Consider the following 22,161-nt stretch of genomic DNA (forward strand, 5'->3'; position numbering starts at 1 on the left):
ACATTACCCCTCCTCCATGAGAGATTTTATTTCTTCATATAAAAGCCTCAGAGTTGCTTGATAATCTTTCTCTCCCCTTTCCACCTTATCCATGATCTCCTCTAATCTTCGTGTGGTCTCTTCTGTGACGTATTTCTCATAACGCTCTTTCAGATAGGAATAGACCATCACACCAAATCTGGTTGGTCGAACTCTCTTGTATTTGTCTTCGTACACATAGCCTCTTCTGAAAAGTACCTCTACTATTTTTGCATAAGTAGAAGGTCTTCCAATACCTCTTTTCTTCATTTCTTCCACAATAGAAGCCTGAGTGAAGAGAGGAACGGTGTGTTTTTTGTAAAACTTTTTTTCTTTTATCTTGTAGGTTCTGTGTTCAAATCTTGGAGAAACTGTTAACGGCACGAAGAGATTCCAGCCGTCTCTCAAAATCTCGACTATCTGTTCTATTCCCATCCGCTTACCATCCACATCGACTGTCACGATCTGTTTTTTCACCTTCACAGCCGCGGATTGACTGGCAAGAAAGCGGTTGAAGATGAGTTCATAAACTCTCAAATGTTTCTTGGTGAGATCGGCTATCAAACCTTCTTCGATCATCTCCTCAAGTTCCCTGGCATCTATAGGCTTCACGGGCCTTATCGCCTCGTGAGCGCCTTCTGTTGACCAGCTTCTTCCCATGAATATATCCTCTTTTCCTATCTTCCTGAGGTAGGTTCGCGCGACGTTCTGACCCTCAAGAGAAATTCTTGTTGAATCCGTTCTGTGATAGGTGATGAAACCTTTTTCAAAAAGATCTTGAAGGATGTCCATCACTTCTTGAACACCGAGCCGCAATTTTTGTGAAATCTCTGATAGTGCCGAAGATGTTGTGTATGGTGGTAGCGGATTTTTTTCTTCTTCGGCTTCCTGTAGTTCCACAACGGTTACCACATCGTCTGCGATTTTCCCTTCGACTTCCAGATTCACACCGTTTTCCAGAACAAGGAGAGTGAAATCTTTTTCGCTCTTTTTGTATTCTTCTTCTCTCTCTACTATCCATCCCAGAACGGTGGATTGCACCCGGCCTGCCGAGAGATTCGATCTTCCAAATCTTTTCTGCAGTTTTCCACTGAGTTCAAACCCTATCCACCTGTCCTGCACTCTCCTCACGATCTGTGCCTTCACCAGATTGAAATCAACGAACCGGACGCTTTCCCTTGCCTTTTTGAAACCGTACCTTGTGATTTCGTGCATTTCTATTCTCCTCAAAGATCTGGTGGACGGAAGAAGATACTGAGTCACATCCCAGGATATTTTCTCTCCTTCAACATCCGGGTCTGTTGCCACAAGGATTTCATCTGCCTCCAGTGAAATCTCTCTTAGAGCTCTGAGCGTTTCTGTCTTATCATCTATGTTTTTCGAAGAACATACAGGACACTCATCCCTATCCTCCGTGAACTGGTATCCACAATCTCTGCATCTTTTCAGAGAGTTGTACACGGGAACGAATTTTCCATTTTCTTCCTCTACTCCGTGAATTCCTCCCTTTGTAACAAGATCGTAGACGTGTCCCCTCGTCGCGGTGAAGAGTATCACTCCCTCGCCTGTCACCGCTTCATGGACAATTATGTTTCTCTCTTTCCGAGAAGAAGCCCTTCCAAGGAATCTGGAGAGTGTTTCTGCTTTGGTCGGAGACTCCACGATGATCAGAAGGGATCTTGACGTGTCGGTCAGTTCCCTTTCGCTTCTTCTCCTGCTTTCCTCTACCTCGTGAACCAATTCTTTCCAGTTCGCTTCGGCCTCTTCTATTATTTCTTCTTCTGCGATGAGAAGGAGTCTTGTTTTCAGCGATTCGAAAATCTCCTCGTCTTCTTCGAAGATCACAGAAACACCCTTGACCAGCACACCGTTCAGTATTCTGGAGGATCTCCCAGACGCTTGTATGTAGGTGTAAACATCTGGGATGATCAGCTCCAGGTCTTCATCTTTAACAACCACTCCTCTGAACATTTCTTTCACTTTCTCAACGAATTCTTTTTGAGTTAAATGCTCTTTCGCTATCTTTCTGAGCTCCTCGACATCTGGGTTCTCCTGAGCTTTTATCAAACCCATTTCCTTTAAAACCCTGGCAAGAACAAACCTCGGTGCTTTGTCGAGTTCCAGTGAAAATCTCATGGAAGGAGTTCCCCAGAAGATCACGTATTTTATTCTTTCGGGAAGATCGACACCTCTCGTCAGTTTTCCGTAGTACGCCTGAACACCTATCAGAATGTTGATCTTTCCCACTTTGAAATCTTCGAAATTCTTCTCAAATTCGGACCAGGTCTCTCCCACATTGAATTTGAATCTTTTCAAGTACTCATAAAGCTCTTTACCCTCCTCTTCAGTTTGTGCGAAGATCAATATCCCATCTCTGAAAATCTCCAGCAGCTCTACCAGTTTTTCTTTCGATCTGGAGGAGATCCTGACATGGGTGATGTTTCTTGCTACCGAAACCAGCCTTCCGACGGTGAAATTGAGGAGGTCTCTGAAGAGAAGGGGCCTTATACCACGCGGTTTGGCGGTGGCAGAAGAAACCACAAGAATACCTGGCTTCAGGTTCTTTGGCCTTTCGTAAATCTTTCCCTGCTTTATAGTCGAGAAAGCCTTTCTTATGATCTCTTCCGGTATTCCAACCATCATGAGCAAAGTGTCTATGTTCCGGGAGGCCTTGAGAACAGCATCCACATCGTCCACGAAAACAAAGTCAAATCTTTTTTGGGAAAGCTTTTCTCTGTTTTTCGAAACGAACTGAGTGGAGAAAACCAGGATATGGTAATCGTCTTCTTCAAAGCTTTTCTCGAACTTTTCTTTTTCTTCTTTTTTCATTGAGGAATAAAAACCGAAGATTTTCACCTTTTCATCGGCAAGCTTTTGAAGCCTTTCGAGAGTTTGCTTCACCAGAGTAACCGTTGGGAAAACGAGAGCGGATTTTTTTCCTTTCCTTGCCAGCCACAGGGCCGTCATCATCCCAAAAGTTGTTTTCCCCACACCGGTTGGTGCAACCATTGTGAAACTCTTTCCCTGAACGATCCTCTTTGCCCACAACCTTTGATAACCCGTCAAATCCTTCCCGAATTTTTTCTTGAAGAAACTCCTGAAATCTTCGTACTCGTTCCAGAATTCATGATAGAAGCGATACTCCTTCAGAGTCTTTCTTTCAAGAAGGGCCCTATAAATGTCAGAAGGGGAATCTTCGGGAAGACAAACTTCACAAGGAAGTCCCCTTTCGTTTCTTTCATCGGTGTTCAATCCCCCACAGTTGATACAGGAATGATGGTATTTGGAATTCACTGCCAACTTCTCAGATACCTCCTCTGTTTCTCTGTCAGCTCATCTATCTTTACTCCCAGAGAATCCAGTTTCATCCTGGCCACTCTTTCGTCTATTTCATCTGGGAGCATGTAAACCTTCGGTGACATCTTTCTGTGATTTTCAAGAAGATAAAGCACGGCGAAGATCTGAAGTGCAAAGGACAGATCCATTATTTCTACTGGGTGGCCATCTCCCGCTGCCAGGTTGACCAGCCTTCCCTCCGCAAGAAGAAAGACTGTTTTACCGTTCTCCAGAGTGTATCCTGTCACGTTCGGCCGTGCTTCGAACTTTTCAACCGCAATTTCTTCCAGTACCCTCACCGGAATCTCCACATTGAAATGCCCAGCGTTTGCCAGAACTGCCCCGTCTTTGAGTGAAAGGATATCTTCCTTTGAGAGAACGTCGGTGTTTCCTGAGGCCGTTATCACAAAGTCGGCAATCTTCACGGCCTCCTTCATAGGCATAACTGTGAACCCGTCCATGATCGCTTCGACGGCCTTTACAGGATCAACTTCTGTCACGATCACCCTGGCTCCTAGTCCCGCTGCACGGAGAGCGATCCCTCGTCCACACCAACCGTATCCCGCCACCACAACGTTTTTTCCAGCAACGAGAAGGTTCGTGTTTCTCATGATGGCGTCCCATGTGGACTGACCCGTCCCGTATCTGTTATCGAAGAGATACTTCATCTTGGAATCATTCACAGCGATAACGGGCACCCTCAATTTTCCTGTCTCTTCCAATGCCTTTAAACGTCTAACACCCGTCGTGGTTTCTTCGGATACCCCTTTGAGATTTTCGAGAACCTCTTCTCTTTCGGTGTGAGAAATCACCGTGAGATCTCCTCCGTCGTCTATTATGAAGTCTGGCCTTTCATCGAGAACTTTCATGAGATTTTCCCGGTAGATGCTCTCGTCGTGTGTTCTTCTCGCATAAACGGTTATTCCCTTTGATCTGAGCGCTTCCGCCACATCATCCTGTGTTGAAAGTGGGTTGCTTCCTGTGATCACCACTTTCGCTCCAAGCTTTGACAGAGTAATCGCGAGATAGGCCGTTTTTGCTTCAAGGTGTATGCTCATTCCAACGGTGAAACCAGACAGCGGCTTTTCTCTCGAATACTCCTCGGCGATTTTGTTCAGAAGGGGCATGTATCTGGAAACCCAGTTTATCTTCATTTCACCTGTGTTCATCGTACTTTTCCCTCCAGTATTTTTTCGAAGAACCTCAGAATCTTCGTACCAAAGAATTCTTTCGCACTGATCGGTTCTACTTTTATCACACGAAATCCGAAAATCTTACCAGTGAGCACATCTGTAAAAATCTGATCTCCTATCATCACACAGCGCTTTGGATCGATTTTTTCCTTTTTCAGGAATCTCCAAAGCTTCAGACTGAAAGGCTTCCCCGCCCTCCAGATGAACATGACTGGAAGATCGACCTTTCTTGGTTTTCCATTAGAAACAACTACCACACGAGCTTTTTTTGCCAGTTCGATTAACAACCTTCTCTTACTCTCTTCAAGTTTGCTCTCTTTCCACGGAACAAGAGTGTTATCGAAGTCAAAAAAGAAACAGGTGTAGCCTTCTTTCAAAAGACCTTCGAAGTCTATGTCTTCGACCCTTTCAACTCTTTCGACTTTCATGCCTCGCCGGGATTCTCCTTTACCTCGAGGATTTCAAGATCCACCATCTCTTTACATCCTTCAAGGAGCTTTATAGCCTCCTCAGGAAAAGGAGTGATAATTTTCAAAACTCCATCTTCGTATTTTCTGATGTTGAACATATGCTCTTCCACCTCAAGAAGGTAGTTCAGAAGGTGAACATCCTCTTTTGAAACCCTCACGTAAACATCGTATTCCATATCAAGAATTCCTCCTCACAATCTCGAAGGTAAGAACTCTCAAAGAAGCGGTTATGTCTATGTTCTCTACCGGGACAGATACCTTTATCTTCACGGGGGCGAAATTCAGAATCCCCTTGATGCCTGCTTTTTCCAATCTTTCAGCTATCTCCTGAGCGTGTTCAGCGGGAACGGCTATCACTCCTATTTCGACACCGTGCTCTTCAACAAATTTTTCGAGTTCACTCACATCACTCACAGTAAGGCCAGGAGCTGCTTCTTTTCCTATCTTTGACGGATCGCTATCGAAAATTCCTACTATTTTGAAACCTTTCTCTCTCATAACAGCATAGTTTGAGACAGCTCTTCCTATGTTTCCAGCTCCCACAACGACCAGTTTCCACTCTTTCTTTACACCGAGGATCTCGCCAATCGCATCGTAAAGATGTTCCACGTTGTAACCAACCCCGCGCTTTCCAAACTCTCCAAAATATGACAGATCCTTTCTTATCTGACTCGCTTTGAGATCGAGCCTTCTTGCGAGCTCTTCCGAGGATACCACCTCTACACCCTCATCGAGGAGCCTTTCAAGGCACATGTAGTAACTTACCAACCTTTTTGAAACGGGCTTCGGTATCTTTTCCGCCATTCTATCACCTCATACCACGATATTTACGATTCTTCCCCTTACATAGAAGAACTTCTTTATCGGTTTGCCATCGACGTATTCCTTGACCCTTTCTCTTTCGAGGACGACCTTTTTCAGATCCTCTTCAGAGATATCCACTGGTACGACCACTTTGTCTCTCACCTTTCCATTTATCTGGATGGCAATTTCTACTTCCTCCACTTCGAGCGCTTTTGGATCGTAGGAAGGCCAGGACTGCTGGACAACAAGACTATCGTTTCCGAGATCGTGCCAGAACTCCTCTGCAAGGTGCGGTGCGAAAGGTGAAAGAGCGAGTGTGAGTTTCTCTACTATCTCTCGCAGGAGTTTCCTGTTCCATTCCTCCTGCGGTACACTGTTCAAGTACTGGCTCAGGTGGTTCACGAGTTCCATCAGACCACTTATAGCGGTGTTGAACTTGAATCCACCTTCTATATCCTCCGTTATCTTCTTGATAATACTGTGAAGCTTTCTTCTGAGTTCCTTTTCTGTGGAGTTTTTCAACACAAGATTCTCCGTGTTTTCTTCTTTCACAAACGGAAGAACCGTGTAGAAAGTGTTCCAGAGCCTTTTGACGAATCTGTGAACACCTTCGATACCGGCGTCACTCCATTCGGCGTCTTTCTCTGGAGGTGCCATGAAGAGTATGTACATTCTCAAGGTATCCGCACCGTATTTCTCTATCATCTCATCCGGGGACACCACGTTCCCCTTCGACTTGGACATCTTGGCACCGTCTTTGTAAATCATTCCCTGTGTGAAAAGGTTGGTGAATGGTTCGTCGAAATTGAGATAACCCAGATCGTGCAGTACCTTGGTTACGAATCTGGAGTACAGCAAATGCAGTACGGCGTGTTCCACTCCTCCAATGTACTGATCCACCGGTAACCAGTAGTTCACGTCATCAGGCTCGAACGGCTTATCCTCCAGGTGAGGATTCACGTATCTGAGGAAGTACCAGGAAGAATCAACGAAAGTGTCCATGGTGTCCGTTTCTCTCTGGGCTTCTCCGCCACAGACGGGGCACTTTGTCTTCTTGAAACCTTCGTGGAAAGAAAGAGGAGATTGACCCGTTGGAAGGAATTCCACGTCTTTTGGAAGTCTCACGGGAAGGTCCTCTTCTGGAACGGGTACAACACCGCATTTTTCACAGTAGATGATGGGGATTGGAGCGCCCCAGTATCTCTGCCTCGATATGAGCCAGTCTCTCAACTTGTACTGGACCGACCTCTTTCCAATGCCTTTTTCCTCGAGCCAATTTATGACTTTTTCTATTCCTTCGCTGCTCGGTGTTCCATCGAACGGTCCGGAGTTCACCATGATACCCTCGCCTTCGTAGGCTTCTTCCATCTTCTCCGGATCGAGATCTTTGTCTGCTGGTTTAATCACAACCTTTATCGGAATTCCGTATTTTTTAGCGAAGGAGAAGTCCCTCTGATCGTGGGCAGGAACTCCCATGATGGCACCCGTTCCATACTCCATGAGGATGTAGTTTGCCACGTAGATCGGTATCCTCTCGCCGGTCACGGGGTTTATGGCGTACCTTCCCAGGAAGAACCCTTCTTTCTCGGCTTCGACAGAGGTTCTTCTGAATCTATCCTGCTGCTTTACACGTTCAAGGAATTCCTGAAGCTCTTCTTTCTTCTCCTCAGGAACGAGCTCTTCAACAAGGGGAGACTCCGGTGCAAGAGCCATGAAAGTGACACCCCAGAGTGTGTCGGGCCTGGTTGTGAAGACCCTGATCTTTGTATCCGATCCTTCGACAGGAAAATCTATTTCCGCACCGGTGCTCTTTCCTATCCAGTTTCTCTGCATGGTCTTGACGTGCTCCGGCCATCCTGTGAGCTTGTCCAGGTCGTTCAGCAGTCTTTCCGCGTAATCCGTGATCTTGAAAAACCACTGTTCGAGGTGCCTTATGGTGACGCTCGTTCCACATCTTTCACATTTTCCGTCTTTCACCTGCTCGTTCGCAAGAACAGTTTTACACTTGGGGCACCAGTTGACAGCCGCCTTTTTCTTGTAGGCCAAACCATTCTTGTAGAGCTGGAGAAATATCCACTGGGTCCACTTGTAGTACTCCTCGTCGCAGGTCGCTATTTCTCTGCTCCAGTCGTAGCTTATACCGAGTTTTTTCACCTGCTGCCGAATGGTGGCAATGTTCTTCCTTGTCCACTCTTCAGGATGAATTCCCTTTTCGATCGCGGCGTTCTCGGCGGGAAGTCCGAATGCGTCGTATCCGAACGGGTGAAGGACGTTGTATCCTCTCATCCTCTTGTATCTTGCAACTATGTCACCTATGACGTAGTTTTTCACGTGCCCTACGTGGAGAGTTCCAGAGGGATACGGAAACATCACGAGGGCATAATACTTGGGTTTCTCAGACCTCTGAGGTGTATAGAAGACCTTCTTTTCTTCCCATACTTCCTGCCATTTTTTCTCTATTTCCTGTGGTCTGTATTCCTTCATGTCTACACCTCCTGATATTTCCTTCTCAAAGTTAATAATATCAGATTTTTCAGCCATTTGTGATAGAATTTTTCGGAAAGGAGCTGGAAGGATGAGGGTGGTACTGATAGTCCTGGACAGCGTGGGAATAGGTGAGATGCCCGACGCTCATCTGTACGGCGATGAAGGGAGCAACACCATTGTGAACACCGCAAAAGCGGTAAGTGGGTTGCACCTTCCAAACATGGCAAAGCTGGGGCTCGGCAATCTCGACGACATACCGGGGGTTGAACCTGTGAAACCCGCAGAAGGCATCTACGGGAAAATGATGGAGAAAAGCCCCGGTAAAGACACGACGACTGGACACTGGGAAATAGCGGGTGTCATCCTCAAGAAGCCGTTCGATCTGTTTCCGGAAGGCTTTCCCAAGGAACTGATAGAAGAGTTCGAGAGAAGAACGGGGAGGAAAGTCATAGGTAACAAACCTGCATCCGGTACGGAAATCATAAAAGAACTCGGTCCGATCCACGAGAAGACCGGTGCTCTGATCGTGTACACATCAGCGGACAGTGTGTTTCAGATAGCGGCAAAGAAAGAAATCGTTCCCCTGGAGGAACTTTACAGGTACTGCGAAATCGCCAGGGAACTTCTGAACGAAATGGGATACAAAGTTGCCAGAGTCATCGCAAGACCCTTCACGGGAGAGTGGCCCAACTACGTTCGAACACCCGAAAGGAAAGACTTCTCGCTCGAACCGGAAGGTAAAACACTTCTCGATGTCCTCACAGAGAATGGAATACCCGTTTACGGTGTTGGCAAGATCGCAGATATATTCGCCGGAAGGGGCGTGACGGAAAATTACAAGACGAAGGACAACAACGATGGAATAGACAAAACGATCTCACTCATGAAGGAGAAAAATCATGACTGTCTGATCTTCACAAATCTTGTGGATTTTGACACCAAATACGGCCACAGAAACGACCCCGTTTCTTATGCCAAAGCCCTCGAGGAGTTCGACGCGAGATTACCCGAGATCATGCATAATCTGAATGAGGACGACGTTCTTTTCATCACTGCAGATCACGGATGTGATCCCACAACTCCCTCAACGGATCACTCCCGGGAAATGGTCCCCCTCCTTGGATACGGAGGAAGACTGAAAAAAGACGTTTACGTTGGCATCAGGGAAACCTTTGCCGACCTGGGCCAAACCATCGCCGATATCTTCGGAGTTCCCCCACTTGAAAACGGAACCTCCTTCAAAAACCTCATATGGGAGTGAAAGATGAGACCATGGCATACCTCGAAGTTCTCAGGTATCTCTACCACAAAAGACCTATGGGAAAGGTGAAACCAGGTCTTGAGAGGATCTCAATGCTACTTTCAAAGCTGGGAAATCCCCATCTGAAATACAAAACCATACACGTAGGTGGCACGAATGGGAAAGGTTCCGTAACGAACATGATAAGTCATATCTTGATATCTCAAGGGTACAGAGTGGGATCCTATTACTCCCCTCATCTGAGCACATTCAGAGAAAGGATAAGGTTAAACGAAGAGTACATATCCGAAGAGGACGTGGTGAAGATCTACGAAAAAATGGAGCCGATTCTGAACGAGCTCGACAAAGAAGAAATATTCTCCCCAAGCTTTTTTGAAGTTGTAACGGCGATGGCTTTCCTCTACTTTGCGGAAAAAAACGTTGACATCGCCGTCCTGGAAGTTGGTCTTGGAGGCAGGATGGACGCAACGAACGTGGTGTTCCCTCTTTGTTCCACCATCGTCACGGTGGACAGAGATCACGAAAAAACGCTGGGATACACCATAGAACAGATCGCGTGGGAAAAATCTGGAATAATAAAAGAAAGAGTTCCCCTTGTGACAGGGGAAAGAAAAAGAGAAGCCCTCAAAGTGATGGAAGAGGTTGCCCGAAAGAAGAGCTCAAGGATGTACGTCATAGACAGAGATTTCTCCGTTAAGGTTAAATCTCTGAAACTTCACGAAAACAGATTCGATTACTGTGGGGAAAACACCTTCGAAGATCTCGTCCTGACAATGAACGGTCCTCACCAGATAGAAAACGCCGGTGTTGCCCTGAAGACTCTTGAAGCAACAGGACTTCCGTTGAGTGAGAAAGCAATACGCGAAGGCTTGAAAAATGCGAAGAATCTGGGAAGATTTGAAATCTTAGAGAAAAACGGGAAGACGTACATCCTCGATGGAGCGCACAACCCTCACGGAGCGGAAAGCCTTGTCAGAAGCCTGAAATTGTACTTCAACGACAAACCCTTGAACCTGGTAATAGGTATTCTGGACGACAAGAACCGGGAGGACATTCTTCGAAAGTACACCGGAATCTTCGAAAGGGTCATAGTCACCCGTGTTCCTTCACCTCGTATGAAAGACATGAACAGCCTTGTTGACATGGCAAAGAAATTCTTCAAAAACGTGGAAGTCATAGAAGATCCCCTGGAAGCGATCGAATCCACTGAAAGAACCACAGTTGTTACAGGATCACTGTTTCTCGTGGGATACGTGAGGGAGTTCCTGACTACCGGAAAGATAAATGAGGAGTGGAAACTATGATCGCGGGAATCTCCGGAAGGGTTCTGAAAAAGAGTGGAAACGTTCTCCTCGTAGAAACAAAATCCGGTGTCGTCTTCGAAATCGTCTGCGACGTTCAAACCAGTGAGGAAGTGAAAGAAGGCGGGGAATGTTTTCTTCACACATTTTTGAGCGTTTCACAGGATGGCATCACCCTCTACGGGTTTTCAAACGAAATGAAGAAGGAACTCTTCCTTTCTCTCACAAAGGTTTCCAGGCTTGGGCCAAAAACGGCCCTGAAGATCATCTCGAACGAAGATGCGGAAACACTGGTAGCAATGATCGCCTCTCAGGACGTGGAAGGCCTTTCAAAACTTCCCGGCATCAGTAAGAAAACAGCGGAACGGATCGTGATGGAACTGAAAGATGAATTCGAAAGTGCTGGAATAAAAGACATGAGAATCTATCATGAATCCTTAGAAGCCCTGGTATCACTGGGATACCCGGAGAAACAGGCAAGAGAAGCGGTGAAACAGGTGTACAGAGAGGGAATGAAAACATCCGAGTTGATAAAAGAAGCTTTAAAGTTTCTGAGTCACAGATAGTTTCTTTTCAATGTAAAGCAGAAAGAATCCAAGAGTTAGTGAGAGTACAAGACTCAAGACAGATGGCAGAACGACGTTTGTATTCATCTTTTTCGGAAGAACCTCGTAGAGAGACGCGAGAATCATCCCACCGATGAAACTGTAAGTTTCCTCCCGGAATCTTTTCAAAAGAAAGTTCATGATCTTTACGGAGACAAGAATTCCGGCGACAACTCCGATGGAGAATATCAAAAGTTCACCAATTATCAGGTGCGAAACCAGATAAAGAACGTGATCGTAAACACCGAAAATCAGAAGGATCAGCGAACCACTGATACCGGGCACTACCATGGCCGTAGCCGCTACAAAACCTCCCAGAACAAGAAGGAACATACTCTCCTTCGCAGTTGTTTCACCTGAAAAATGCAACATAAAAATCAAAAACATCCCAAGCAAGACAAAAAATATGTTCACAGGTTTGATCGAGAAATATTCCTTTGTTTTTACAAAGCTAACGATGATGAGTCCCAAAAAAAAGAAATGTGTCGGAACTGGATACTTCGAAAGAAAGATTTCTAAGAAGCGTGCTATACCAAATACTCCCACCAAAACACCAGCTCCCACAGGTATCAGCACCTTCAGAGATCTCGAATTTCCATGAAAAAAAGAATTCACGGATTCTATCAGTTTCTCATAGACACCCATGAGAACGGCGATTGTCCCACCGCTGACACCCGGTACCACGTTCGCTATTCCCATAAGAACACCTGAAAAGAAGAACCACACCTTCATTCCTCCCTGAGTTTATTCTTGGCCACAAGAACTAGCTTCCTTGCATCCTCTTCATCGTACGCTTCTTTCTCTTCCAACTCTTTGATGACCTCTTCCACATCAAGGTTCACTTCTTCTGCCGTGAGATCATCTGGTATCTCCTCTGAATTTTCGAGAATTTCTCTGGCTCTGTTTTTCACCTCATCGACATCTACATATTCTTCACGATTAGATTCCTGAACTTTACCGAGGAGCTCTTCCAGAAAATCGAGTTTTTCCGCAAAGGTTTCACTTGGTTTCTCCTCGGGAATCTCTTCGACGGTACCCTCTGGCAGTTCCTCAACAACTTCTGGAGTTTCTTCGGCAATACTGGATTTCTTCTCAGAGCGTATCGCCAGGCGCTTCATCAAGAACCTTTGAAGAAAGAAAACTGATAAGAAGGTGGCAGCAGAAACAACCATCGGCAGCCAGAAAGGGATACTCTTTGTAGCTTCAACCTTTTTTGATTCAGAACCTGCCTTCTCGGTTTCTATATACTTTTTCCAGACCTCTTCCGGGACACTCAATCTTTTCAGAATTTCTTGTGCCACTACGTTATCCGGAAAATTCGAAAGGTAAGCACGGGCTTTCTCGTAGTCACCTATTGCGTAAGCACAGATTCCCATTTTCAGTTTCACAAGGGGGTCTCTTTCTTCAATGGTTGGATCCTCTCGAAGCGCATTCTCAAAAAGTTCGAGTGCCCTTCTGTAGTCACCTTCGAGGTATGCACTCAAAGCGCTAGAATAGAGATCGTTGGCAACAGAAACCAGAGAAAGCAAGATGAAAATCAAAATCAGTCCTTTGACAACCACCACTCTTCTACCGATACTCTCACCTTCTCATCGAACACAATGAAAAGACTCTCATTTCCCGGGAACACATCGATAATTCCCCTGTCGAACCGCTGAGCTTTTCCAGCAGAAAGATCCAGAATGACGCCATCGTAAACAACCAGTATCCTGCCCTGAAAGTTCAGGACCTTTTTTGGAACAGCGAGACCGTAATTTTTTGTTTCCGATCTGCTGCTGGAAACGAAGGCAATAGATCCATCGTTGAGCAAAATATAGAATGCATCGTCCTTGAAAGAAGCATCTACTATCTTCACCTTCTCTCCGAACAGAGAACTTAACACTCTTCCTTTTTCTTTGAAATCTGAACCTATTGCAACAACCTCTCCATCCGTTATGAGAAGGTAGTTTCCATTCTCTGATTTCATTCGAACCGTTGTACCGGGAGAGGTAGCGATAAGTTTTTCCGCTCCATTCCTGAAAAGATAGTACCTCACACCACCCGGAACCACCCTGGCATAGATAATCGCGTTCCTTGTTATTAGAGCGTCACTGATGTCACCGACAAGAGGAAAGGGTGCGTATTTCTTTATTCCTATGTTGTCTATTATGAAAATGTCGCCTTCACCTACGAACGACGCGTAATCTTCTATCTTTTTAAAAAACTCTATTTTCTTGTCGAGAACCTTCTTGTCCCAGGCAAAAACTCCCGACTCGGTAGCGATGTAGACTTCCTTACCCACCAGGGCTCCAGACAGATAGGAAGAAAGCTCCAGAGATCGGATCCGTTCTAAAAAGTTTTCAAAGAGAATGTTAACTGGTAGCACGGGAAATTCAGTACCTTCCGTCTCTTTAACTTCAACAACCTTCTGAGCACTTTCCTCAGAGAGCTCCGGGTTTTTCGATGGAAGGTATTCCTCGTAATCATCGCTCCTGAAACCGGAAAACACCTGAACCTCGTACTTCAAAAGTTCTCTTATGTAGGCTACGTTCTCCTCACGGGAATAGAGATCGTAAAAATTCCCGCTCAACTGCTCAACTTTACCCACCCGACAGGACTGAATGGAAACGAAACCATCTCCCCTTCCTTTTACGAACTCCGGATAGAACCTCTCAAGTTCCGTTCCGGACACATCAACACCGTAAGGTGGGGTGTCTCCACAGATGGATACTATTTCCACATCGTTTCTTGAAAACCCCCCGAGTTCTTTCACAAGTTGAGAATCCGGAAGGATTTCCTGCACCACCTCACCCAGGGTGTCTATGAGATTTCTGATGTGCAATGTCAACATCTTCAGCTTTGTCCACTCTATTCCGAATATGTCTTCCAACACCTCTGGGTCTTTGCCGTAGAAGATAGAAGAGAAGTAGAGGGGATTCACCACGTTGGTACCCTGAACTGGCGTTGAAAGAAAAACGACTTTTCTGATGTTGTTCACCTCAGGATGACGTTGCAGCATCCTCAAGACGATCAATCCACCCGTTCCATGTGCAAGGATGTCGAACTCGTACTGTGAGTACTTCAAGATCTCTTGGGAGAGAAAATTCGCTTCGAAGTCAATGAAGCTTCTTCTTCCTTCCTTTTCTATGAAGCTTCTGTACATCTCACTGTAAGCCAGAGATCGTGGTTCATAAAGAGCGTATTCGTACGTCATGATCGTTCTGTCGGGGAAAATCGTCTCCCATATGTTGTTGTCCTTAACGACACCTTCAAAGGTAGGATCTTCTCCAGGTACCAGAAGAACAGCCGGCCCGGAACTGTTCACAGCTTCCCTCAGAAGCCTTATCCCATGTTTTTGAAAACCGGCCGATCTCAAAACCACTCCAAAAACAGAAAGATGGTACGTGAAGGCCTCCACATAATATCCTCTTTCGTCCTTTCCTATCATCGATCCGGGAATGATACGGTATCCACCGTCTTCCGTCGCGTACGCAAGGGCAAGATTGTTGTAATTCTCCCCCCTGAGGTATTTGGCGTCGAAATAGTATTTGAGACGTATCGGTTTCAGAGCGAATTCGTCTACACTATCCGCAAATTCCACCCTGTAAAGATCTCCCACGAACACGTCCGGATAAAGCTTTCTTTCTTCATCGGAAACCCTCGTGATCTTCAAAACCTTTTGTTTTCCAAAAGCTCCAGGTGGTATCTCCACTCTCAAATTGATGAAACCAGACTCCGCTCCTTCTTTTCCAATCTTCAAGGAGCCTTCTTTTTGAAAAAAGAACAGAAGGAAAAACACCGTTATGCTTATAAACACCAAGGTAAAAAACAGTATCTTTCTTTTCAAAACAATTTCCAGGAGTTTTTTTAAAAAACTCATCTCTCCTCCACCATCTGTTTGAGTTCTTTCAGAAGAGACAGCGTGCGAAAGAGACCTTCTGATTCGATACCTTTCAAAACTTCTTCATAATACTTATCGGCCATCTCACGAGCTTTCTGAATCCCCACCTTTTTCACAAGTGTCACTTTTTCTGTGTCTTTTCCGAGGTCCTTTCCCACCTTTTCGAAGGATCCAAGAATGTCTTTCAGATCGTCGTATATCTGAAAAGCCACTCCGAACTTCTCCCCGAGGAGTTTCATTCTGGTGTGATCCTTTTCTTTCAGGATAAATGGAGCTGAAAAACAGAAGGCAAATAGCGCTCCCGTTTTGAAAGCGTACATTCTTTCCACCATCTCCTGCGAGACTTCCATCTTTCTTCTTTCGAATTCCACATCCATCGCTTCCCCCAAAAGAAGTTTGTAGGCCGTTTCCGAAAACTCTTCAAAAATCTTTGAATTTCCGATTTTAGATATCTGAGAAAAAGCGAGGAAGAACAGACCATCTCCCGCAAGAAGGGCGATATCTTCACCATAGGTCCTGTGGCAAGAAGGTTTCCCTCTTCGAAAATCCGCGTTATCTATTGGGGGAAGATCATCGTGTATCAGAGAAGCCGTGTGAAAGAGTTCAACGGCTACTGCTACATCGAGAAGTTTTTCCTCTTCCACTCCCAAGTCCTCACCCAGTGTCAAGATGAGGAGAGGACGGATCCTCTTTCCTCCAACCGTTGCAGAGTACAGCATGGCTTCTTCTGTGAGAAGACCCCATCCAGGCCTCAAGATCTCGCGTATTCTTTCTTCAACTTTCTCCTTCTTCATCTTCTTCCCTCTTCTTTTCTATCATCTGTTTGAACGTATCTATGTTCAGATTTTCAACGAATTTCTTGAACTCCTCTTCTTCATCCTGTGTTTCGTTTACTTCCAACTCGATAGAGTGTTTCTCCACCAGATTGTCCGATACGAAAATGGGTGCCCCGGTCTTCACAGCGAGTATGATCGCATCGGAAGGTCTGGAATCGATATCTATCAAAGCAGCCTCTTCATCTTCCTCGTCCGTGTACGTGAGATCTCTTATCACGAGGGTTGCGTAGAAGGTGTTATCCTTCAAAGAGTGAATGATCACCTTATCCACACGTGCTTCAAGAGATTCAAGAACACTCAAAAGGAGATCGTGAGTCAGAGGGCGTGGAAACTCCATCTTCTCCATCGCGAGGGCCAGAGCATGCCCTTCACACGCTCCTATCCAGATGGGAAGCACTCTATTTGTACCTTCGATGCCGAGAATAACTACTGGCGTGTTACTCACTCTATCGAGCGCCAGAGTCTTCACCCATGCCTTCCTCAAGACAGTTCCCTCCTTTCTGAAACACTCCGCACCAGACTTTATTTTACAACTAAATTTCAATACGAAAAAGGAACCAACCAGTTCCTGTAGAATCCTATTTGAAAGGGGGAAGAGAACATGAAAAAACTGACCGTCTACCTTGCAACGACGAATCCACACAAAGTTGAAGAAATAAAGATGATCGCTCCAAAATGGATGGAGATTCTGCCCTCTCCCGAAAAAATCGAAGTAGTCGAGGACGGTGAAACGTTTCTGGAAAACTCCGTGAAAAAGGCCTTGGTCTACGGGAAAAAACTCAAACATCCTGTGATGGCGGACGATTCCGGACTGGTCATCTATTCCCTGGGAGGATTCCCCGGTGTCATGTCCGCCCGGTTCATGGAGGAACACTCCTACGAAGAGAAGATGAGAACCATATTGAAGATGCTTGAAGGAAAAGATAGAAAAGCTGCTTTCGTGTGCAGTGCTACCTTTTTCGATCCTGTGGAAAACACCCTTATTTCTGTTGAAGACAGAGTAGAAGGCCGAATAGCCAACGAAATAAGAGGGACAGGCGGTTTCGGATACGATCCGTTCTTCATACCGGATGGATACGATAAGACCTTCGGCGAAATCCCTCATCTCAAAGAAAAAATCAGTCACAGATCAAAGGCCTTCAGAAAGCTCTTTTCGGTTCTTGAGAAGATCTTAGAATCAGAAAACCGGTGAATCCCAGGAGAATCAGCACGGCACTCAGCAGCTGAGCAGCTTTTATGTTTCCAATCATGAGGCTATCGACCCTCAATCTCTCTATCACGATTCTTCCAAGTGAGTAGAGGACAAAATAGAGGCACGTTACTTCGCCGTGCCTTTTCCTGTACCTTTTGAAATAAACACTCAACATGAAAAACACCAGCAGATCCCATATGGACTCATAAAGAAACGTAGGATGAAAGAAGGAATAATCTTTGTACACAACGGGTCTGTAGGGCTCTGGCACGAACATTTTCCACGGAAGGTTCGTGGGAACACCGAATGCCTCGTAGTTGAAGAAGTTTCCCCATCTTCCTATCGCCTGCCCCAGCGGCAATACGGAGGTGAACAAGTCTGTTGCTTGCAAAAAAGTGAAGGAAGGCTTTTTCAATCGAACATACAAGAAGCCTGTGAGAAGAGCACCAATCACAGCTCCATGTATGGCAAGTCCTCCTTCCCAGATCTTCAAAGCATCCCACAAACTTCTGTAATACTTCAAATTGAACAAGACATAATAAAGGCGCGCTCCAACAATACCGGCTATCACTCCGTAGAAAATGAGCTCATCGAATTCTTCCAAGTTTATGCCTTCATTCTTCGCTCTCTTTCTTGCCACAAAGTAGCTGATCAAAAAGCCCATGAGAATCAAAGTGGAATACCATCTGAGTTCAAAGCCTCCGATTCGAAATATGTACCTGCTGAGCAGAATTTCTCCACTGAAAACTTTTGATAGAAAAATAAACAGAAAAACGAAGAAAAGCGTCGATCCAGCAGCAATTAAGAGAAAAGCGAGGATTTTCTTCATTTTCTTCTCCGCCCCCAGATAACTCTCAGTGCTATTTTGTATCTGGTAGGAATGAGTACAACATGTCCACTATCCATAACTACCGCGGTTCTTGCTTGTTTTCCAAACGTCGCGTTTATTATTTTGTTCGCGTAAAAATCCACGTTTTTGAGCCTCTTTTCCACAGAAGTACTGATAGGCATAACGGCTATCACTCTTTCTCTTGGAAGAAACACCTTTCTTCCAAAGGAAACAAAACTCACTTTTCCACCTCCACAGTGAGTATGATACCATTTTTTAGGGGGGTGAAATAATGGATGCTCTGGGAAAACTTTACACCTCGACCGCTATAGTAACCGTGAACGTGGAAGGGAAACTCAACGGGATCACTGTAGCGTGGGTGACGAGAGTTTCCTGGCAACCTCCCATGGTGGCCGTTTCGATAGGAAAAACCAGATACACAAGAGAACTCATGGACAGGACAGATTCCTTTGCTGTGTGCATTCTCGGAAAAGACGCAAAAGAAATAGCTGAATACTTCGGAACTGTTTCTGGCAGAAACACAGACAAATTCAAAAAATATCCCTACACGATGAGCGAAGGGAACCTTCCCATTCCAGAAGGAACAATCGCTTACATTGAGTGCGACAAGACTGGACAGTTTGAAGCGGGAGATCACATCGTCTACATCGGAACTGTGCGAAGGCAGAAAGTACTGAAAGATGAGCCTCCTCTCATATTCGGAGAACACGAACTGTTGTGAAAGGCAGGGCTCGCCCCTGCCTTTATTTTTTCACGTTTCTTAAAACAGCTCGAAAAAAGTCCACGTACACTGAAGTAGGGAGGTGATCGAGGATGAAAAGGCTTTTTACGCTGATACTGATTTCCCTGCTGGTCGCGCTCGTTTTTTCTCAGGTGAAGAACGTTATCTATTTCATTGGAGACGGTATGGGTCTTTCTCAAGTCTATCTCACCAGCATGCTCGAAGGAAGACCTCTCTCGTTCATGAAGACTCCTTACATCGGACTTGTGAAGACACATTCCGCAAACAGCTGGGTGACTGATTCCGCAGCAGCGGGCACAGCGCTGGCATCGGGGTTCAAAACGAACAACGGCATGATCAACATTCTCCCCGATGGAACGGTGGTACCCACTATCTTCGAAGTGGCAAAGACCTACGGAGTTCGAACGGGTATCGTTGTTACCTGCAGAGTAACACATGCGACGCCGGCTGCTTTCTACGCACACGTTAAAAGTAGAGGTGAAGAGAACGAAATAGCAAGACAACTCGTTGAGAATGAAACAGTCGATGTGGTGATGGGTGGAGGTTGGGCAAACTTTCTTCCCAAGGATCTCGGTGGAAAACGAGATGACAACCTCAACTTGATTGAACTTGCAAAAGAAAAAGGGTATATATACGTGAAAACCAGAGAGGAACTCTCAAAAATCTCCGCGGATTCGAATAAAATACTCGCTCTCTTTGCACCAAGTCACCTGGATCCTGCAAGTAGCAGAAAGGAGCAGCCGATGCTCTATGAAATGGTGGAAAAAGCGCTCGAGATACTGTCGAAAGATGATGAACCCTTCTTCCTCATGGTGGAAGGCTCTCAGATAGACTGGGAAGCCCACGATAACGACATCTACGGGGTCTGGAAAGAAGTCGTAGAATTCGACAAAGCCGTTCAGGTAGCGCTCGATTTTGCCCTGAAGAGGGGAGACACCCTCGTCATCGTAACCGCCGACCACGAAACGGGTGGATTGGGACTTTCTTCGGGTGACTACAGAGTAGATGTGGACAAAATCAGAAACTTCAAAAGGACAACGGACTGGATCATGGCAAATTACTCTCCAAAAGATCGGGAGAAATTCAAAAAGGCCATCGAAGAGTATTTCGGTTTGATTCTTTCTGATGAGGATCTGAACAGGATTTCCATGTCCCAAAATCCAAAGGTCGAACTTGGAAGGATACTGGGAGAAAAGGTTGGCATTGGGTGGACCACCACGACACATTCGGGAATTCCCGTTCCTATCTTCGCTTTTGGTCCGGGTGCCGAAAACTTCACCGGATTTCTCGACAACACCGAGATTCCAAGGATCATAATGAAAGTCACCGGATACTCTCTTCAGTATCCACTTCTGAAAGAACCCGTAACGAAATGAGGGGCGATCTGCCCCCTCATTTGAACACATCGAGCTCTTCTATCTCATCAAACACACCTATGATCTTGTAAAACGCCGTGACCCTTTCCAGGTCCCTGATATCCTCTTCTTTCAAAGGTGCCTCAACTTCCACAAAGAACACGTAATCTCCCAAGAACGTCCTTGCGGGCCTTGACTCCAGCTTTCTGAGGTTTATTCCTCTGCTTGCGAAGACATCCAGAACTGCCTTCAAGGAGCCCGGTCTGTCCTGAACTCCAAAGAAAAGTGAGGTGTATTTTCCTTCCATCTTTCCTGTTTTCCTTCTTATGATGTAGAACCTCGTTATATTCTTTTCTTTCAAGTCCTGAATGCTCCTCCGCAATATGAGTAACCCATACATCTTTGCAGCACTCTCTGACATGATGGCAGCGGATTCGTCATCCAGGAGGTTTACAGCGTCGCTCGTCGAAGAAGTGTACCGAATCTCAGCGTGCGAAAGGTACGTGTTGATGAATCCAAGAGACTGAGATATGGCCTGGGGATGAGAGTAGATCCTTTTTATCTCCTTCAGATCCAGTTTTTTCTTTGACACGAGACAGTGGTGTATTTCGAGTTTCGCTTCACCAAACACCTCCACTTCATGGTTGAGCAAGGCGTCCAGCACAGGGATGACTGTCCCGTAGGTGGAATTTTCAATAGGCACGATCCCGTAATCTACCTCGCCTTTTTCCACCATTTCTATGATCTCGTCAGTTGTGGAACAGTACTTCAGGGGTATTCTTGAACCTATCAGTTTCATGGCCATCTCATCACTGAAACTTCCCATGGGCCCCAGCACGGCCACCGTCTTGGAAATTCCAAGTAATCTGTACTCTTCTTCTTTGGCAAGCTTCATTATTTCTTCGAATATGCGTCTCATTCTAACGGGATTGAGATCTGTTCTGTCCAGAATCTCCTTTATCTTCTGCTCTTCTATATCCCTTATATCGATGGGAGAGTCTGTCTTTTTCTTTTCTCTTGCGACATCTCTTGCCACTTCCATTCTCTCTTCGATAAACCTGAGCAGTATGAAATCTATCAACCTGATTTTGTGTCTCATCTCAGTGATATTGGAAGGATCTCTCAAAGCAGCGAGGACTTTTGCGACGATGTTGGGTGTCTCTTCAGGAGCGATTCCTTCATCAAGATTTGATACGACTTCTTTCCCCCGTCTCAGAAACGATTCTTTCTCTTCCTTCCAGGAAAGAAGATAAGAAACGTGATCGATCAAAGAGGGATCCCGAAATGCTGAACCAAGATAGAAAACAGCACACGACCTGTCCAGAAGTTTCACATAATCATCCCATGACACGTCCTTTAACACAACACCCAATTTTCTCAGAAAATCAAGAAAATTCTCGATTGCTTCATCGGTGACCTTCTCAACAACATAAAACTCAGAGTAAGCGAATTCTCCGTGAAAGACCGGAAAGATACTTGCAAAGCGAATCGATTTCTCCTTGTAAAACGGAATTGATTTTTCCTTGATGGGATAGAGATCCACTACTCTCTGATCCGAAGATGGTACATTCAGAATCTCACTCGAGACGATGAGATCCGCGTCTTCGATCGATTCGGAAAGCTGCCACTCTGAATCTTCCAGTTCCTTTCTCAAAGCATCCATAAGAGTTCCTTTCCCGGAAACATATACTTTCAAATTATCCTACCTCCTTGAACTCCGATCTCCCAAAATATTCTACAACACGGAATTTTTAATCATCAACTGTTTTTTTTGTTCATTCTTTTAAAGGAAATTTCAAATTACGTACAGGGAAATTTGAATTCACACATA

At 45.5% G+C, this 22,161-nt stretch carries 20 protein-coding genes; 6 read left to right on the plus strand and 14 right to left on the minus strand.

The features are described from left to right. Positions 1–3 precede the first annotated feature (3 nt). The 6 genes from rgy to leuS are packed head-to-tail and all read right to left on the minus strand — an operon-like array spanning position 4 to position 8,305. On the minus strand, positions 4–3,312 hold the full coding sequence (gene rgy, locus T2812B_RS04050) for a reverse gyrase (protein ID WP_231556612.1): 3,309 nt from the start codon (positions 3,310–3,312) through the stop codon (positions 4–6). Next, positions 3,309–4,523 carry an adenosylhomocysteinase gene (locus tag T2812B_RS04055; RefSeq protein WP_004082805.1) on the minus strand — a complete coding sequence of 405 codons (1,215 nt, stop codon included), beginning with the start codon at positions 4,521–4,523 and terminating at the stop codon, positions 3,309–3,311. Before T2812B_RS04055 ends, rgy begins: the two co-directional genes overlap by 4 nt. After that, on the minus strand, positions 4,520–4,975 hold the full coding sequence (locus T2812B_RS04060) for a YqeG family HAD IIIA-type phosphatase (protein WP_004082803.1): 456 nt from the start codon (positions 4,973–4,975) through the stop codon (positions 4,520–4,522). The genes T2812B_RS04055 and T2812B_RS04060 overlap by 4 nt, the downstream gene beginning before the upstream one ends. Further along, positions 4,972–5,193: a DUF4911 domain-containing protein gene (locus T2812B_RS04065; protein WP_004082801.1), complete on the minus strand. Its 222-nt coding sequence runs from the start codon at positions 5,191–5,193 to the stop codon at positions 4,972–4,974. Before T2812B_RS04065 ends, T2812B_RS04060 begins: the two co-directional genes overlap by 4 nt. A 1-nt stretch (position 5,194) precedes the next feature. Further along, the gene (locus T2812B_RS04070; RefSeq protein WP_008193958.1) at positions 5,195–5,821 is read right to left on the minus strand and encodes a redox-sensing transcriptional repressor Rex; all 627 of its coding nucleotides are present in this window, start codon (positions 5,819–5,821) and stop codon (positions 5,195–5,197) included. Positions 5,822–5,830: 9 nt separating this feature from the next. Continuing rightward, positions 5,831–8,305, minus strand: a complete 2,475-nt coding sequence (gene leuS, locus T2812B_RS04075; RefSeq protein ID WP_008193960.1) for a leucine--tRNA ligase — start codon at positions 8,303–8,305, stop codon at positions 5,831–5,833. Between the two features lie 91 nt (positions 8,306–8,396). Between leuS and T2812B_RS04080 the strand changes: the two genes are divergently transcribed. From T2812B_RS04080 to ruvA, 3 genes are read left to right on the plus strand one after another with little or no spacing between them, the layout of a single operon-like run. Further along, entirely contained in the window at positions 8,397–9,569 is a 1,173-nt protein-coding gene (locus tag T2812B_RS04080; protein WP_004082794.1) for a phosphopentomutase, read from the plus strand. A gap of 11 nt (positions 9,570–9,580) precedes the next feature. Continuing rightward, entirely contained in the window at positions 9,581–10,873 is a 1,293-nt protein-coding gene (locus T2812B_RS04085; RefSeq protein WP_008193964.1) for a folylpolyglutamate synthase/dihydrofolate synthase family protein, read from the plus strand. Next, positions 10,870–11,436, plus strand: coding sequence for a Holliday junction branch migration protein RuvA (ruvA, locus tag T2812B_RS04090; protein WP_004082791.1), 567 nt, complete (start codon positions 10,870–10,872; stop codon positions 11,434–11,436). The genes T2812B_RS04085 and ruvA overlap by 4 nt, the downstream gene beginning before the upstream one ends. On the opposite strand, the gene T2812B_RS04095 is transcribed toward ruvA, so the two are convergent. Genes T2812B_RS04095 through T2812B_RS04115 form a run of 5 tightly spaced genes read right to left on the minus strand, consistent with a single transcriptional unit; the run spans position 11,413 to position 16,675 of the window. Then, positions 11,413–12,201, minus strand: coding sequence for a DUF368 domain-containing protein (locus tag T2812B_RS04095; RefSeq protein ID WP_004082789.1), 789 nt, complete (start codon positions 12,199–12,201; stop codon positions 11,413–11,415). The genes ruvA and T2812B_RS04095 overlap by 24 nt on opposite strands. Positions 12,202–12,203: 2 nt before the next feature. Then, a complete protein-coding gene (locus T2812B_RS04100) occupies positions 12,204–13,040 on the minus strand; it encodes a tol-pal system YbgF family protein (protein ID WP_004082787.1) in 837 nt (278 codons plus the stop codon). Further along, a complete protein-coding gene (locus T2812B_RS04105) occupies positions 13,019–15,334 on the minus strand; it encodes an alpha/beta hydrolase (RefSeq protein WP_008193970.1) in 2,316 nt (771 codons plus the stop codon). Before T2812B_RS04105 ends, T2812B_RS04100 begins: the two co-directional genes overlap by 22 nt. Further along, a complete protein-coding gene (locus T2812B_RS04110) occupies positions 15,331–16,149 on the minus strand; it encodes a polyprenyl synthetase family protein (RefSeq protein ID WP_008193971.1) in 819 nt (272 codons plus the stop codon). The genes T2812B_RS04105 and T2812B_RS04110 overlap by 4 nt, the downstream gene beginning before the upstream one ends. Further along, positions 16,130–16,675: a bifunctional nuclease family protein gene (locus tag T2812B_RS04115; RefSeq protein ID WP_004082781.1), complete on the minus strand. Its 546-nt coding sequence runs from the start codon at positions 16,673–16,675 to the stop codon at positions 16,130–16,132. The genes T2812B_RS04110 and T2812B_RS04115 overlap by 20 nt, the downstream gene beginning before the upstream one ends. A gap of 117 nt (positions 16,676–16,792) precedes the next feature. Between T2812B_RS04115 and rdgB the strand changes: the two genes are divergently transcribed. Continuing rightward, complete coding sequence (gene rdgB / locus T2812B_RS04120; RefSeq protein WP_008193975.1) at positions 16,793–17,383, plus strand: RdgB/HAM1 family non-canonical purine NTP pyrophosphatase; 591 nt, start codon at positions 16,793–16,795, stop codon at positions 17,381–17,383. Here the strand turns inward: rdgB and lgt are convergent. Together lgt and T2812B_RS04130 are read right to left on the minus strand one after the other, a co-directional pair. Continuing rightward, positions 17,331–18,212 carry a prolipoprotein diacylglyceryl transferase gene (lgt, locus tag T2812B_RS04125; protein ID WP_004082778.1) on the minus strand — a complete coding sequence of 294 codons (882 nt, stop codon included), beginning with the start codon at positions 18,210–18,212 and terminating at the stop codon, positions 17,331–17,333. The two genes, rdgB and lgt, sit on opposite strands and share 53 nt — an antisense overlap. Then, positions 18,209–18,454 (minus strand): DUF370 domain-containing protein, encoded by a 246-nt coding sequence (locus tag T2812B_RS04130; RefSeq protein ID WP_004082776.1) that lies wholly within the window; start codon positions 18,452–18,454, stop codon positions 18,209–18,211. Before T2812B_RS04130 ends, lgt begins: the two co-directional genes overlap by 4 nt. Before the next feature lie 50 nt (positions 18,455–18,504). Here T2812B_RS04130 and T2812B_RS04135 point away from each other — a divergent pair, with 50 nt between their 5' ends. Both T2812B_RS04135 and T2812B_RS04140 read left to right on the plus strand, forming a co-directional pair. Next, complete coding sequence (locus T2812B_RS04135) at positions 18,505–18,954, plus strand: flavin reductase family protein (RefSeq protein WP_004082774.1); 450 nt, start codon at positions 18,505–18,507, stop codon at positions 18,952–18,954. 92 nt (positions 18,955–19,046) lie between these two features. Then, a complete protein-coding gene (locus T2812B_RS04140; protein ID WP_008193979.1) occupies positions 19,047–20,351 on the plus strand; it encodes an alkaline phosphatase in 1,305 nt (434 codons plus the stop codon). Between the two features lie 16 nt (positions 20,352–20,367). On the opposite strand, the gene pheA is transcribed toward T2812B_RS04140, so the two are convergent. Next, positions 20,368–22,026: a prephenate dehydratase gene (gene pheA / locus T2812B_RS04145; RefSeq protein ID WP_008193980.1), complete on the minus strand. Its 1,659-nt coding sequence runs from the start codon at positions 22,024–22,026 to the stop codon at positions 20,368–20,370. Positions 22,027–22,161 lie beyond the last annotated feature (135 nt).

The organism is Thermotoga sp. 2812B (assembly GCF_000789335.1).
Taxonomy (GTDB): Bacteria; Thermotogota; Thermotogae; order Thermotogales; family Thermotogaceae; genus Thermotoga; species Thermotoga maritima.